Origin of the sequence: Pelagibacterium sp. 26DY04 (assembly GCF_031202305.1) — a bacterium.
Taxonomy (GTDB): Bacteria; Pseudomonadota; Alphaproteobacteria; order Rhizobiales; family Devosiaceae; genus Pelagibacterium.
Map to the genome: position 1 here is coordinate 2,519,867 of NZ_CP101731.1, position 14,932 is coordinate 2,534,798.

The window sequence follows — 14,932 nt, forward strand, 5'->3', positions numbered from 1 at the left end:
AAAAGGCGTTAACGGTCTTTTAATAAAGATTTCAGCAATGGCGCCAAAGGGTGTATACCTCTATGGTAAGCAGGCGGCAGAGTGGGCCACTGCGGGGGACGTCTCCGCGCTTTTCCCACCTTTCCGGCAACGCGCGGATAGCAGAACGCTTCCGCTAACCCGTTGCCGCAAAAGCCGTTTCTGTGTGTGCGGCGCATGAGTAAAGAGTAGTTAGAGTATGGCGAACAAGTCGACCACCCCAAAGGACGATCCGGCAGCGCTTGCGTTTTCCGCTGTCGAAAACGCACTCAAGGACTCGGTCTTCTCGATGGACGATAAGCCCGCCCGCAAGGTCGAAAGTCAGCCGGCCAAGCGCGAACAGCGTCGCGAAACTCCAACGAACACAGAGCGCTTGCGGGCCGCCGACAAGATCGCCGCCCAGGCGTCCTCGGTCGCTAATGACGACCGTTCCCCGGCTTCCTCGGCCTTCTACGCGCTCCAGACCCGCGCCTCCAACGCCCCGGTCTGGTTCGCCATCATCGCCTCGATCCTCTGGTTTATCGGCGTCGGCATCATCGCCGCCATGCGCTACGGCAACCAGTTCGCCGAGGGTCTGACGGTCGCCGAATTCGTCCAGACCCTTGATTTCGCGGCGCTTGCCGCCATCATCGCGCTGCCCGCCCTCGCGATGATCTCCATCGCCTTCCTCGTCCGCCGCGCCCAGGATCTGCGCCTCGCCGCCGCCTCAATGACCCAGGCCGCCATGCGGCTTTCCGAGCCTGAATCGGCCGCCGCTCACAAGATCGCCACCGTCGGCCAGGCCGTCCGCCGCGAGGTCAACGCCATCGGGGATGGGCTAGAACGCGCCCTCTCCCGTGCCGGCGAACTCGAGGTGATGGTCCACAACGAAGTGACCGCGCTCGAGCGCACCTATTCCGACAACGAAACCCGCATGCGCCAACTCATCGAGGAATTGGCCAGCCAGCGCGAGGCCGTGGTCACCAATTCCGAGCGCATGCGCGAAGCGATCGCCGCGGTGCACGGCAATGTCACGACCGATCTCGACCAGATCGGCACCTCGCTCACCGAGCGTTTGCGGGCCACCGGCGGCGAGATCACCCAGGCGATCGCCGAGCGCGGCACCGCGATGGCCGAAGCGGTCGAAACGGCCGGCACCACCATCGAAACCAGCTTCGAGCGGCGCAGCCAGTCCTTCACCGATACCGTCGAAAGCCGCACGGCGGACCTCATCAGCGCGCTCGACGATAGTTCGAGCCGCCTTGATGGTACGTTGACCGACAGGGCCAACGCGCTGGCCAGCGCCATCGACGCTTCGACCGACCGACTGGATACCGTTCTCACCTCCAGCGCCTCGAGCGTCGAAATTGCGCTCGAAGGCCATTCCAATATGGTCGAAGCCGCACTCACCGACACCACCGGCCGTCTCAACACCCTGCTCGACGAGCGCACCGGCGCCCTTACCTCGGCGCTCGACGCCCGCGCTCAGGCGCTGGCCGAAACGCTCGGCGGCGGCGTCGATCGCATCGAGAACGCCTTCTCGGGCAAGACTGAAGCCATTGCCGAAGCCCTGGGCACGGGCGTCGAGCGTATCGAGAGCGTCTTTGCCGGCCGCGCCGAAGCCCTTGCGGCGACGCTGGGAACCGGGGTCGAAGAGGTTCGTGCTGCCTTCGAAGGCCGCGCCGAAGCGCTTGCCGACGCGCTTGGCCTTGGCGTCGAACAGGTTGAAGCCGCCTTTGCCGGCCGTGCCGAAGCTCTCGCCGCCACGCTGGGCACCGGCGTCCAGGAGGTTCAGGCCGCGTTCGAAGGCCGTGCCGAAGCCCTTGCCGCCGCCCTGGGCGATGGCGTCGATCGGATCGAAACCACCTTCACCGGCCGCACCGATGCGCTCACCCAAGCGCTGGACGAGCGGGCTCGCATGGTCAGCGACAACGTCGATACGCGTATCAACTCGCTGGTCAGTGCCTTGGATTCGCACACGATTTCCATCTCGGCGGCCCTTGAGGAAAAGTCTGCCACCATCGGCGAGGTCCTCAAGAGCTCGACCGAATCCATCCTGGTGGACTTCTCCCGGCGCAGCGAGGTGCTCGGCTCGACCTTCGCCGCCCTGGGCGAGAGGGTTTCGGGCGACATCGCGAGCCGCGCCGAGGAAGCGCAGGCCAGCCTCAGCCGCATCACCGATCGCCTGGACGAGACCTTTGCAATCCAGTCCAACGCGCTCGAGAGCCAGATCGAATCCATGACTCTGCGGCTCGACGGAGCTCTCGGGGAATCGGCCGAGCACGCCCGCCAGGCCCTCACCCGCGCCGGCGCCGACACGCTGTCCCAGCTCAATGCACGCGTTGATGAGATTTCGGTGGTGCTCGACGGCCGCATCGGTCAGATCGATTCCATCGTGGGCGAGAAAGGCGAAAGACTCGTCTCCTCGCTCGACCGGCACACAGGCGAAATCGCCGAGCGTTCAAACCGCCTCGAAACCCTGCTCGACGACAAGGGCCGCGCGCTTTCGACCGCGCTCGAAACCAGCGCGGAAAGCTTCGCCGCCATGGCCGAAGCACGCACCGCATCGCTCACCGAAGCCCTTGACCAGCGCTCGGATGCATTCGTTTCAGCTATCGATATCCGCACCGATGCCCTCTCGGCCGCTATCGACAATCGCGCCGACGCCATCAATTCCAGCCTCGATATTCGGACCGAGGCTCTGACCTCCGCGCTCGACAGCCGCGCCGATGCTCTCAATTCGAGCCTGGATATGCGCACCGAGGCATTGACCTCCGCTTTTGATGGCCGGGCCGAGCAGATCGGCGCCGCCCTGGACGGCCGCGCCGACGAGATCACCGCCGCTATCGACAGCCGCACCCAAGCCCTGACGTCGGCGCTCGACACACGCGCCGGCCTCCTCAACTCCAGCCTCGATAGCCGCACCGAAGAGCTGAAATCCGCGTTCGACGGTCGTGCGGAACAGATCGGGGCTGCACTCGATGGTCGTGCGGAAGAACTCACCGCGGCGATAGACAGCCGCACCGAAGCGCTCACCTCGGCGCTCGATACGCGCGCGGATTCCCTTAACTCGAGCCTGGATATCCGGACCGAAGCGCTCACCTCCGCATTCGACGGACGGGCCGAGCAGATCGGCTCGGTGCTCGACGGCCGTGCCGAAGAGATCGCCGCCGCCATCGAGAACGGCACCAGCCACCTCACCTCTGCTCTTGATAGCCGTACGCAACAGTTTACATCGGCCTTCGCAACGCGGTCCGAGCGCCTCACCTCGGCCATCGAGAACAGCGCCCGCGAATTCGAAACCTCCCTCGATAGCCGCTCCGCAGAGCTGACCTCTGCTCTCGATAGCCGCACTGAGCAGTTTAATTCGGCTCTCGACAGCCGGACGGAACAGTTCACCTCGGCCCTCGACGGCCGGGCTGAGCAATTCACCTCCGCGCTCGACAACCGCTCGGAGCAGCTCAACGCGGCGCTCGATGCCCGCACCGTGCAGCTCGATACCACCCTCTCGGCCCGCACCACGCAGCTCGATGACACGCTGGCCGAACGCGCCAGCGCCATGAACTCGATGCTCGACATCACCTCCAGCCAGCTTGCGGAAACCCTGACCGAGCGCACGCGCTACATGGGCGGGGTGATCGACGAATCCGCTGAACGTCTCGATCGCACGATCTCCGAGCGCAGCAGCCGCCTCGAAGAATCGCTGGACGAGCGCTCCCAGCACATGGCCGCCGCCATTTCCGAGAGCACCAACGAACTCACCACCGCCGTCGACGCTTCGGGCGAACGCATCCGCACCACTATCGATGGCAGCCTCGCCCAGGTCACCGGCACCATGGAAGAGCGCTCGACGCAGGTGTCCCAGCTCATCGAGAGCAAGGTATCCGAGCTCAATTCCAATATCGGCCGCGAAATCGATACCGCCGTCGCCCGCATCACCGATGCCGAATCCGGCGTTACCGCCAAGATCGGCGAGGCTGCGACTTCGGTTGGCCGGAGCGCTCGTGATGCCGCCGACCTCGTGGAATCCCGCCTCACCGAGGCGCGTACCGCCATTACTGAGATGGTGGACGATCGCCTGGGCACCCTGCCCGAGGCCATCACCACCCGCGCGGAAATTACCGCCGAACGCCTGGCCGGTCTCAACGAGGCCATTCACGGCACCATCACCGACTCCATGCGGGATCTCGAAGCGGGCGCCGACCGCATCGAATCCACCCTCACCGGGTCGATCCACAGTGCCATCGGCCAGTCCATGGCGGATCTTGAATCCGGCGCCAGCCGCATCGAAGAGGTGCTCAACGACAAGCTCGCCAACGTCACGGCCAATATCTCGGCCGATGTCGAGCAGACGGTCATGCGCATGGATGCGGTGGTCCGCAAGGCCATGGAAGAGCTGCGCTCTTCGGCCGTCCACATTGAGGATCTGGTGGAAGTCCGCGCCGTCAACACGGCCGACGAACTGGGCCGCAAGGCGTCCGAGATCAACCGCATCGTGTCGGAACATTCCGACAAGTTCGCGGAGCTGATCGACACCAAGCAGAACCAGCTCACCAACGCTCTGGGCGCCCAGACCAACCTGCTGCGCGCCGCTCTGGAAGCAAACGCCCGCGATTCCGAAGAGATCATGGCGGAATCGTCCAACCGCATCCAGCACGAGGTCACCGAGTCGCTGCGCAAGCTCAACGACGCCAACCTCCTGCTCCAGCGCGTTCTCGAAGCCTCGACCGGCAACCTCGCCCGTCTGCAGGGCAATGTGGGCGAACAGACCACAGCCTATACCAATGCCGTGCGCGAAGCGCTATCGGGCACCGAGCAGGCAGGCTCCATGATGGGTCAGCACGTCGAGGCGCTGCAGAATACCATCTCGTCCATGCTCGAGCAGTTCGGCCAGATGTCGGGCAAGCTCAACGCCGAAACCGACGGCTTCACCAGTGCCGCCGCATCGCTTGCCGAGGTGTCCAACTCCACGATGGAAACCCTGGAAAACCGCCGTGGCGCCATGGAAGCGCTGGCCGACGGTTTTGCCGCCCGTACCGACGAAATCGACAACCGCCTGCGCGGTTTCGCCCAGTCGATCGCCGACACCGTCAACCAGACCGAACGGCGCCTCATCTCGGCCCGCAAGGCCATGGAAGACGCGCTGGCCTCGACCTCGGATGCCGTGGCCGGCCAGATTTCGACGATCGGCGATCTGGCCAGCGGCGAAGGCCAGCGCGCCAGCGAGGCTCTGCGCCAGACCCAGGCAGATCTGCTTGCCGACATCGAACGCGCTTATTCGGATGCCACCCGCCGGTTCACCGACACCGCCGATGCCATGCGCATGACGGCGTCCCAGCTCGGCCAGGAACTCGAAGCCACGCGCAACGAGTTGCAGCGTTCGGTGCTCGACCTGCCCGAGGAAACCCGCGCCAGCGCTGCCGCCATGCGTCGAGTGGTCGCCGAGCAGATCGAAGCTCTTTCCGAGCTCAACGCCATCGTGCGCGCCCAGCCGGGCACTCACGAGGTTTCGACCCGCTCAACCCCGCGCACGCCATCCCAGCGCCTGGCCGAACCGGCGGCCCGCCGCGAACCGGTCCCGCAGCCGCAGCGCCCTGCCCCGACCCGGGAGCCCGAGCCGGCGCGCCAGCAGGCACCGGTTATGGCGCCGACCCGCCCCGCCGAGGCGCAGAAATCGCCGTCCGAACGGCTGAACGAAGCGCTGGCACAGTCCCGTGGTCCGTCGGCGCAGCCCGCCGCTCCCGCTGGCCAGCAGGAAGGCGGTTGGCTCCGCGACGTGCTGCGCAATGCTTCGGCCAGCCAGGCTGGCAATCAGCGCCCGCTGAACCTTTCGAGCCTTACCGAGGACATTGCCCGCGCTATCGACGACAACGCGCTCTCGACCGCCTGGACACGCTATCAGGATGGAGAGTCGGGAGCCTTCAATCGCCGGCTTTACACCATCACCGGCCAGTCGACCTTCGACGAGGTGCGCCGCAAGCTCCAGCGCGACACCGAATTCGCCCGCACGGCCAATGCCTATATGAGCGAATTCGAACAGCTTCTGGGGGAAGCGGCCAATGGCCCCAACGGGATGCAGCAGACGTTCAATCAGCTTATGAGCAATCGCGGCAAGGTCTATACGATGCTCGCTCACGCAAGCGGCCGACTGGGCTAAAAAGCTCTTCTGCTTCGTCAAAAAATCAAACGCGCCCCATGCGGGCGCGTTTTTTTATGCCACGTGGGCGATCTGACGCCGCACAGGCGCCAGCCGGCGCGCAAACTGATCGGCCGCCGCGTCCCAGGTAAACTGCCGCGCCCGCGCAAGCGCCTCGCTGCGCGGAATAGGCAGGGCCCGACGCACGGCGGCACCCAAATCCTCATCCAGTGCCCCGCCCTGCTCCCGTGCGAGCACGTCGATCGGTCCCATCACCGGATAAGCCGCGACCGGCGTGCCGCAAGCCATGGCTTCGAGCATGACGTTGCCAAACGTGTCGGTCCTGGAGGGGAAGACGAGAACGTCGGCGCTGCGATAGGCGTCGCGCAGCGCGCTGCCGGTCAGTTTGCCGGTGAACACAACATCACGGTGCCGGTCCGCCAGCGCCGCCCGCTGCGGCCCGTCGCCCACCACGATCTTGGTGCCGGGATGATCGAGTTCGAGGAAAGCCTCGATGTTCTTTTCCACGGCAACCCGCCCGACATAGAGCAGGTGCGGCCCGGGCAACCCTGCGAACATCGCCTTGGGGCCGGGGCTGAAGGCCTTCAAATCCACTCCGCGCGACCAGATCGCCAGGTGCCGGAAGAACTTGCGCCGTAAATCCCGCAGCACCGATGTGGTGGGCACCATGGTGACCGACGCCGCTGCGTGGAACCAGCGTAGATAGCCATAGCTCCATTCCACAGGCACCGGCAGCCGCGCCGCCACATATTCAGGAAAGCGCGTATGGTAGCTGGTGGTGAAGGCCAGTTCCCGCGTCACACAATAGCCTCGAGCGGCCAGCCCCAGCGGCCCTTCGGTGGCGATGTGGATATGATGGGGATTGAACTTGTCGATAAACTCCTGCACTCCGCGCAGCGAGGGCATGGAAACCCTGATCTCGGGATAGGTGGGCAGCGGCACGGTCCAGAAGGTTTCTGGCGTGAGATACAGCACCTCATATCCCCGCGCCGCCAGCGTCTGACCCACCGTATCGAGTGAACGGACCACGCCGTTGACCTGAGGGTGCCAGGCGTCAGAAACGATGAGCAGGCGTACCATCGGCAAGCTCCCAGGTTTCGGTCCGCGATGGCGCCGGCTGCGGCTTGCCCGCCCAGCGGATCAGTTCGAACCGTCCATCCGCATGCTCGGCGATCGCGGTGCAATTTTCGACCCAGTCGCCGCAGTTGAGGTAGCGCACGCCGTCACGCTCGCCGATCGCCGCGGCGTGGATATGTCCGCAGATCACCCCATCCACACCGGCATCGAGTGCCGCCCGGGCCAGCGCGGTCTCGAACCGCTCGACCAGCGCGGCAGCCTTGCTCACATTGGCCCGTGCCCAGGCCGAGAGCGACCAGCGCGGATGCCCCAGCCGCGAGCGCACCCTGTTGACTGCGAGCGCCACGCGCAAAGCCGCGTTGTAGGAAACATCGCCCAGCCAGGAGAACCACCGCGCATGCCGCACCACCACGTCGTACTGGTCGCCATGGATCACCAGATAACGCCTTCCGTCGGCGCCCTGGTGGATAGCCCGTTCGCGCACAACGATGCCGCCGAATTTGAGCGGCGCGAACTCGCGCAGGAATTCGTCGTGATTGCCCGGCAGATACGTAACGCGCACCCCGTTGCGCACCCGCTCGAGCAGATGTTGCACCACCCGATTGCCGGCCGGCGGCCAGTGCCAGGATTTCTTGAGCTTCCACCCATCGACAATGTCGCCGACCAGATAGATCGCTTGCGGGTCCACCGAATCGAGGAATTCCAGCAGCGCCTCGGCCTGGGCGCCGCGCATACCCAGATGGGTGTCGCTGATGAACAGCGTCCGGATGGGCGTTCGGGAAACTGCTGGTTGCATGACCCTTATCCGCAAGACAATTGGCTCGCGAGACGGGTGAATGCCTGATTTGCACAACCCTATTGTGACAGTCAGCCGCAGCCGACTGGGCTCAGCGCTTGGTGTCCTTGATCGAAAGCGAGATGAACACCATCACCGCCCCCAAAGCCGCCATCACCGCAGCGGCATAAAAGCTCTCAAGGCCGAGCCGCGAAACCAGCGGTCCGAACAGCATGAGCGCGAGAACAGAGGCGGCCTGACGCATGACCACATAGAAGCTTTGCGCCTGCGCGGCGATTTCTTCACCCGTCCAATTGGCGATGAAGTTGACGATGCCCATATAGGCGAGCCCGAACGTCGCCATGTGCAGTGCCTGCAGCAGCACCAATTGCCAGATTTCAGTGGAAACCGCCATACCCGTCCAGCGGATCACCCCGCCAATACACGCTGCCAGCAAAAGGTGACGCGCCGAAAATCGCCGCGCGAAATGGGCGAAGAACAACATGGTGACGATCTCGCACACCGGCGCCACGATCCAGAGCACGCCCAGCGCCGCTTCCGGCACCCCGGCCCGCACCCAGAGCAGCGCCCCAAAGCTGATCATCAGCATATGGCTCGCCTGCAGCAGCGCGGTGCCTGCCAATGTGAGGATGAACCACGGCCTGAACACCTGGCGCAATGTGGTCGCCGTATCGGGCGAAAGCGCCAGCGGCGGCGCGGCGCTCTGGGTTCCCTCCGGCGCACGGAAAAAGGGGAGCGGCAACGCCGCCGCGCCCCGCATCAGGCAGGTTGCGATGAAGAGCGGCACGAACACCGCGATCCCCAGCCAGCCGAACAAAAGGCCGGCAATTGCAGTCATCGCGATATAGCCGAACGTGCCCCAGATCCTCACTTTGGCGAAGTCCGAGCCGCGCCGCCGCGTCATGCGGATTGCAGCCGCGTCGATCACCGGTTCGATCGCCATGATCGGGATCACCACCAGCGTGTTGAACAGAAGAACGCCCCAGAACTCGTCGACGAACACGAATCCCAGCGACACCACCCCGCTGACCAGCGACCCGGCAACGATCACGCTGCGCCAGTCCTTGGCGCGGTCGGCGATACGGCCGACGAACAGGTTGAGCGCGATCATGACCATGATCGGCGTGGCGCTGACGATCCCGATCTGCTCCTCCCCGATGCCCCTCCCGTCGAGCCAGATGGGCAGCAGCAGGGTGGAGACGCCGGCCGGTAGGAACATCGCGGCGTAGTATAGGCCCGTGCGCATCTCGGGCGTCGTGAATCGCGCAGGCAGGCTCGACGGCATGGATCGGGAATCCGGCAGGAGAGATTGCCTAGACCATGCGTTGCCCCATCATCGCTGGCAAGCGGCGATGGCCGTCAATTTCGTAAGAAATATTGCACGATAGCGGCTTAGCCGGCCCTAAGCCGTCCCAGCCCGCGCCGCCGGCGTGGCGGTGCGGAAACATCCTTCCAGCGGATCAACTCGAACGCTCCGTCGTGACCTTCGACGATGGCTGTGCAACTTTCCACCCAGTCGCCCGAATTGATGTAATGGATGCCGAATTTATGGTGCATCGCGGCGTGATGGATGTGCCCGCAGATCACCCCGTCGACCTGCGAATTGCGCGCCTCGAGCGATAGCGCCTCTTCGAACCGTCCCATCACCGACACCGCGCTTTTGACCTTCTGCTTGGCCCAGGCCGAAAGCGACCAATAGGCCAGCCCCATACGGCGGCGCACCCAGTTGATCGGCGCATTGATCTTGAGAGCGAAATTATAGGCCCAATCCCCGATATGGGCGAGCCATTTGGCGTTGGCGACAACCACGTCGAACTGGTCGCCATGGATCACTAGATACCGCTTGCCGTCGGCGGTGATGTGGATCATCCGGTCGACGATCTCGACGCCCCCGAAATAGGTGCCAAGATAGTCGCGCAAGAACTCGTCGTGATTGCCGGCGAGATAGACCATGCGCGTTCCCGCCCGCGCCTTGTCGAACAGCGCATTGGCCAGGGCGTCATATTCGGGGGGCCAGTTCCATTCTTTCTGCAGCCGCCACCCGTCGATCAGGTCGCCCACGATATAGATCGTATCGGCGTCGTAAAGCGCGAGGAACTTGAGCAGTTCCTCGACCTGGATCGCCTGCATCCCCAGATGCACATCGCTGATAAAGAGCGCCCTGACGTGCCGGACGGTCCCTGATTCTTCCATACGGAAGGCACCCTCGTTCTGGCTCGCCGCACGCCCGATTCCCGTTCGCGCGGCCGCGCCACTTTAGACGAGCGCTCCCGTATGGCAAAACCGTTTCGCCTTCTGTCGCCGCATCGGCCTTGGGCTGTGTCAGATGAGAAACAACACCACCGAGGCCAGCATCAGCGCGGCCAGAATCCACCCCAGATACCGCTCGCCCCCTGTCCGGCGCAGAAACGCGATAAGCCCGCGCCCGAACACCATCCAGGTGCCGCACGATACCGGACTGAGCGCAATGCAGCCGATAGTGACCAGGACAAGACTGGTCAGCCGCCCTTCCCCCGGCGGCACGAACAGCGCGACAAAGCCGATCGCCATCACCCAGGCCTTGGGATTGATCCACTGAAATGCGGCGGCTTCATAGAGCCGCATAGGCCGCTCTCCGCCGCTGGCGCTGCCGATCTTGATGCCCAGCATGGTCCAGGCCATCCACAGGAAATAGATCGCGGCGCCATAGCGCATGATCGTGTTGACCCAAGGGTAGGCGGTGAAGATCTCCCCGAGCCCCAATCCCACGACGAACACCATGAGCGGAAATCCGAAAACAATTCCCGCCGCATGCGGTACCGTCGCTCCGATCCCGAACTTGGCGCTCGAGGTCATGAGCATCAAATTGTTCGGTCCGGGAGAAAAATACGAACTGGCCGCAGCCAGGACGAAGGCGGCAACAAGGGAGCCATCGAGCATTTTGGAAACGCCAATATATGTCAGCAATGCTGACTATTTATCAGCGCGCGCCCATTTTGCCAATGGGCAAATCCGCTAAGGCAAAATCCCGACACTGCGTTTCAGCGCGATGATGCGCGCGTAGCTCTGCGCCACCCGGTCTGCAAACGCCGGGTCCGCCTCGGCCTCGGCCACCAGAATCTGCGAGATTTCCGCTCCCAAGGCCGGGTCATATTCAGCCGTGTTGGAAAACAGCAGGATATCCACCCCCGCCTCGACCGCCCGCACGATGGTATCGTGCAGATCGAACCGCGAGCGGATGGCACCCATTTCCAGATCGTCGGTGATCACCACCCCGTCAAAGCCCAGATCATCCCGCAGAACGTCTTCGATCCAGGCTTGCGATAGGCTGGCAGGCAATTGGTCTGCATCGCCACGCTGAATCTCGGCGTTAAAGAGGTGCGCCACCATAACCATATCCACCAGATCGGCGTCGATCAGCGCACGATAGGGTTCAAGCTCGAGCGGTTGCCAAAGCCCGGTGATATCGACGAATCCTTCATGGCTATCGTCCCGGCTCGACCCGTGGCCGGGGAAATGCTTGAGCGCCGTCGCCACCCCCGCCGCATGGTGTCCTTCGACGAATGCCGCCGCCAGCGCGCTCACCGCTTCGGGATCGTCCCCGAAGGCGCGCTGATAGCGGGCAATGATGGGATTGTCAGGGTTGAGGTCGAGATCGACCACGGGGCCGAAATTGAGGTTGAAACCCTGCCCTGCCAACTCGGCCGCCAGCGCCCCGTAAACACTGCGGGCCTCGTCCGGGGTGCCTCTCGCCACGCTGCGCGCCGACGGAATCTCGCCAAAGCCCACCGCCGACGTCAGCCGCTCGATCTGCCCGCCCTCCTGGTCCAGTGCGATGAAGGGCGGCAGCCATGGCCGCGCCGACACCAGCGCGCGATTGATGGCCCGCACCGCCTCGAGGCTCTCCACATTGGTGCGCAGATACATGACGCCACCGATTTCGCCCCGGCTCACCTGATCGCGCACGGCGCGCACGCCGGCGTCATCGAGCGAGGTTCCCGAAAATCCAACCATCACCATCTGCCCGGCCATGTCCTCGATGCTTTGGGCCGAGGCGGATGGCGCAGCAAGCAGGCCGAGGGCAAGACAGATCGAAGCAACAAAACGCATGGTCATCTTTCATTCGTGCCGTGATTCCACGGGCGGGAGGACCGACACTTTCGCACCTTTGGGGCACAAATCGGCCTGCAAAGACAAGAACGCCGGGCTCGTGCCCGGCGTTCGTTCTGCATCAGCGGTTTTTTCTGTTTTCGATCAGATCGTCCACCACGCCGGGATCGGCCAGCGTCGAGGTATCCCCCAGCGCCCCGTAATCGTTCTCGGCGACCTTGCGCAGGATACGGCGCATGATCTTGCCGGACCGCGTCTTGGGCAGGCCGGGAGCGAACTGGATATGATCGGGCGAAGCGATCGGCCCGATCTCCTTGCGTACCCAATTGCGCAATTCGGTGGCCAGATCGTCCGACGCCGTCTCCCCGGCCATGAGCGTCACGTAGCAATAGATGCCCTGCCCCTTGAGATCGTGCGGGAACCCGACAACGGCGGCTTCGGAAACCTTCGGATGCGCCACCAGCGCGCTCTCCACTTCCGCCGTTCCCAGCCGGTGCCCGGACACGTTGAGCACGTCATCCACCCGGCCCGTGATCCAGTAATAGCCATCGGCATCCCGCCGGCAGCCGTCGCCGGAGAAGTAATATCCCTTGTACTGCTGGAAGTAGGTTTCCTTGAACCGCTGATGATCCCCATAAACCGTGCGCATCTGTCCCGGCCAGCTATCGGCAATGGCCAGCACGCCAGCGGCCTCGGTCTCCTCGATCACCTTGCCGCTTTCCGGCTCCAGCACCACCGGTTGCACCCCGAAGAATGGTTTGGTCGCCGAGCCGGGCTTGGTGGGGATAGCGCCCGGCAGCGGCGTGATCATGAACCCACCCGTCTCGGTTTGCCACCAGGTATCGACCACGATGCAACGTTCGCGCCCCACGACCCGGTGATACCACATCCAGGCTTCGGGATTGATCGGCTCGCCCACCGAGCCCAGAATTCTCAAGCTCGAAAGGTCGGCCTTTTCGACGAATTGGTCGCCCGCCCCCATAAGCGCCCGGATCGCGGTGGGTGCGGTATAGAAGATATTGACCTTGTGCTTGTCGACCACTTCCCAGAACCGCCCCGCGTCGGGGGAGTTGGGCACGCCCTCGAACATCAGCGTCGTCGCGCCATTGGCCAGCGGGCCATAAACGATATAGCTGTGCCCCGTGACCCATCCGACATCGGCCGTACACCAGTAAACCTCGCCGTCACGATAGTCGAAGGTGAGCTGATGGGTGAGCGAAGCATAAACCAGGTACCCGCCCGAAGTGTGCAGCACGCCTTTGGGCTTGCCGGTCGAGCCTGAAGTATAAAGGATGAACAGCGGGTCCTCGGCGTTCATCGGCTCGGGCGCGCATGCGCTAGACACTCCTTCCATGGCCTCGTGAAGCCAGACATCGCGCCCCGCTTCCATGGCGACGTCACCGCCGGTGTTGCGCACGACGATAACCTTTTCGACGTCCGGGCAATCGACAAGAGCCTTGTCCACATTGGCCTTGAGCGGCACCTTCTTGCCGCCGCGGCACCCTTCGTCCGCCGTCAGCACGACGCGGCTGTCGCAATCCTTGATCCGCCCCGACAGGGCGTCGGGCGAGAACCCGCCAAACACCACGGAATGCACCGCCCCAATCCGGGCGCAGGCCAGCATGGCATAGGCCGCTTCGGGGATCATCGGCATGTAGATGGTCACCCGGTCGCCCTTCTTGACGCCGCTGTCCTTGAGCACATTAGCAAGGCGGCAGACTTCCGCATGAAGCTGCCGGTAGGTGATGTGCCGCGCCTCGGCCTTGGGATCGTCCGGCTCGAAGATGATGGCGGTCTGCTCGCCGCGCGTTTCCAGGTGCCTGTCGATGCAGTTGGCCGAAATGTTGAGCACCCCGTCCTCGAACCATTTGATCGAGATGTCGGGCCATTCAAAGCTGGTGTTCTTGACCTTGGTGAAGGGCTTGATCCAGTCGATCCGCTGCGCCTGCTCGCCCCAGAACCCATCGGGATCGGCGACCGAGCGCGCATACATCTCCTCATACTGGGCCGCGGTGACATAGGTCCGCTCGACAGTCTCGGCGGACGGGGCGAACAGGGCCTCCGAGCTCATGGATTCCTCCTTTGTGCGATAGTCTTTGCCCCACTCTTAACCCGCCGATTCCGGCTGGGGCAAGGCGCTGGGACACCCCCTCGCCTGTTCTTTACGAAACCGGCGAATTTGCCGCTCACGCTTTTTTAGCGCGGGCCTGCCTAAGTTCGTGCCATTGAGAGGGGATCGGGCAATGAGCGAAGCGCAAATGACCTCGCGTGCGGCCACGCACGCCGATATCACCGAAATCCATCGCGAGCTGATGGATCTGATCGATTCTATGCCCTACTACGGCGATCGCTTCAAATCCTATGAAAAGGCGCGCTTGGACAAGACCTTCCTGCGCACCCTCATAGAGCTTGATCCCTGGCACATCATGCTGCTCGAAATGGACGGGGCGACCGGCGGTTTCCTGATCTCCGGCCCAGCCAACGGCACCATTTTCCAATACTGGTCGGCCATCTACCCGGCCTATCGCGGCACGCCGTTGGGCCGGTTCGGCATGGATGCCTTCATCTCCCACTGGGACAATTCCCGCTTCCACAAAGCCTCCACCTATACCCGCCCCGAAAACCGCCCCGCCCTCGCGCTCTTGAAGCGCTATGGGTACAAGGAAGTCGCCCGTCTCGAAGATCACATCTTCGGCGAGGACTATCTCGTCATGGAGCGTAAATTCACCAAAACGGTCGAGGAATACGATAACGGCATCACCCTGCCGCTGAGCAAGCGTCTGAAGCTCAAGGCAATGGCGCTGCTGGATCGCTGA

At 63.7% G+C, this 14,932-nt stretch carries 9 protein-coding genes; 2 read left to right on the forward strand and 7 right to left on the reverse strand.

The features are described from left to right. The first annotated feature begins 217 nt into the window (after positions 1–217). Entirely contained in the window at positions 218–6,154 is a 5,937-nt protein-coding gene (locus tag NO932_RS12530; protein WP_309207649.1) for a hypothetical protein, read from the forward strand. 54 nt (positions 6,155–6,208) lie between these two features. Here NO932_RS12530 and NO932_RS12535 read toward each other — a convergent pair whose 3' ends face one another. From NO932_RS12535 to acs, 7 genes are all read right to left on the reverse strand, one after another. Continuing rightward, on the reverse strand, positions 6,209–7,234 hold the full coding sequence (locus NO932_RS12535; RefSeq protein WP_309207650.1) for a glycosyltransferase family 1 protein: 1,026 nt from the start codon (positions 7,232–7,234) through the stop codon (positions 6,209–6,211). Continuing rightward, a complete protein-coding gene (locus NO932_RS12540; RefSeq protein ID WP_309160648.1) occupies positions 7,209–8,027 on the reverse strand; it encodes a UDP-2,3-diacylglucosamine diphosphatase in 819 nt (272 codons plus the stop codon). Before NO932_RS12540 ends, NO932_RS12535 begins: the two co-directional genes overlap by 26 nt. A 91-nt stretch (positions 8,028–8,118) precedes the next feature. After that, positions 8,119–9,312, reverse strand: a complete 1,194-nt coding sequence (locus tag NO932_RS12545; RefSeq protein ID WP_309207651.1) for an MFS transporter — start codon at positions 9,310–9,312, stop codon at positions 8,119–8,121. 107 nt (positions 9,313–9,419) lie between these two features. Next, on the reverse strand, positions 9,420–10,220 hold the full coding sequence (locus NO932_RS12550; RefSeq protein WP_309207652.1) for a UDP-2,3-diacylglucosamine diphosphatase: 801 nt from the start codon (positions 10,218–10,220) through the stop codon (positions 9,420–9,422). Positions 10,221–10,349: 129 nt separating this feature from the next. Then, the gene (locus NO932_RS12555; RefSeq protein WP_309207653.1) at positions 10,350–10,946 is read right to left on the reverse strand and encodes a LysE family translocator; all 597 of its coding nucleotides are present in this window, start codon (positions 10,944–10,946) and stop codon (positions 10,350–10,352) included. A 75-nt stretch (positions 10,947–11,021) separates the two neighbouring features. After that, positions 11,022–12,122 (reverse strand): glycoside hydrolase family 3 N-terminal domain-containing protein, encoded by a 1,101-nt coding sequence (locus tag NO932_RS12560; protein ID WP_309207654.1) that lies wholly within the window; start codon positions 12,120–12,122, stop codon positions 11,022–11,024. A 115-nt stretch (positions 12,123–12,237) separates the two neighbouring features. Beyond that, complete coding sequence (gene acs, locus NO932_RS12565) at positions 12,238–14,187, reverse strand: acetate--CoA ligase (protein WP_309207655.1); 1,950 nt, start codon at positions 14,185–14,187, stop codon at positions 12,238–12,240. A 172-nt stretch (positions 14,188–14,359) separates the two neighbouring features. Between acs and NO932_RS12570 the strand changes: the two genes are divergently transcribed. Then, positions 14,360–14,932, forward strand: a complete 573-nt coding sequence (locus NO932_RS12570; RefSeq protein WP_309207656.1) for a hypothetical protein — start codon at positions 14,360–14,362, stop codon at positions 14,930–14,932.

Coding starts and splice junctions, on each gene's coding strand:
- NO932_RS12555 (WP_309207653.1), bottom strand. CDS start 10,946: ATGCTCGATGGCTCCCTTGTTGCCGCCTTCGTCCTGGCTGCGGCCAGT.
- NO932_RS12570 (WP_309207656.1), top strand. CDS start 14,360: ATGAGCGAAGCGCAAATGACCTCGCGTGCGGCCACGCACGCCGATATC.
- NO932_RS12540 (WP_309160648.1), bottom strand. CDS start 8,027: ATGCAACCAGCAGTTTCCCGAACGCCCATCCGGACGCTGTTCATCAGC.
- NO932_RS12535 (WP_309207650.1), bottom strand. CDS start 7,234: ATGGTACGCCTGCTCATCGTTTCTGACGCCTGGCACCCTCAGGTCAAC.
- NO932_RS12560 (WP_309207654.1), bottom strand. CDS start 12,122: ATGACCATGCGTTTTGTTGCTTCGATCTGTCTTGCCCTCGGCCTGCTT.
- acs (WP_309207655.1), bottom strand. CDS start 14,187: ATGAGCTCGGAGGCCCTGTTCGCCCCGTCCGCCGAGACTGTCGAGCGG.
- NO932_RS12530 (WP_309207649.1), top strand. CDS start 218: ATGGCGAACAAGTCGACCACCCCAAAGGACGATCCGGCAGCGCTTGCG.
- NO932_RS12550 (WP_309207652.1), bottom strand. CDS start 10,220: ATGGAAGAATCAGGGACCGTCCGGCACGTCAGGGCGCTCTTTATCAGC.
- NO932_RS12545 (WP_309207651.1), bottom strand. CDS start 9,312: ATGCCGTCGAGCCTGCCTGCGCGATTCACGACGCCCGAGATGCGCACG.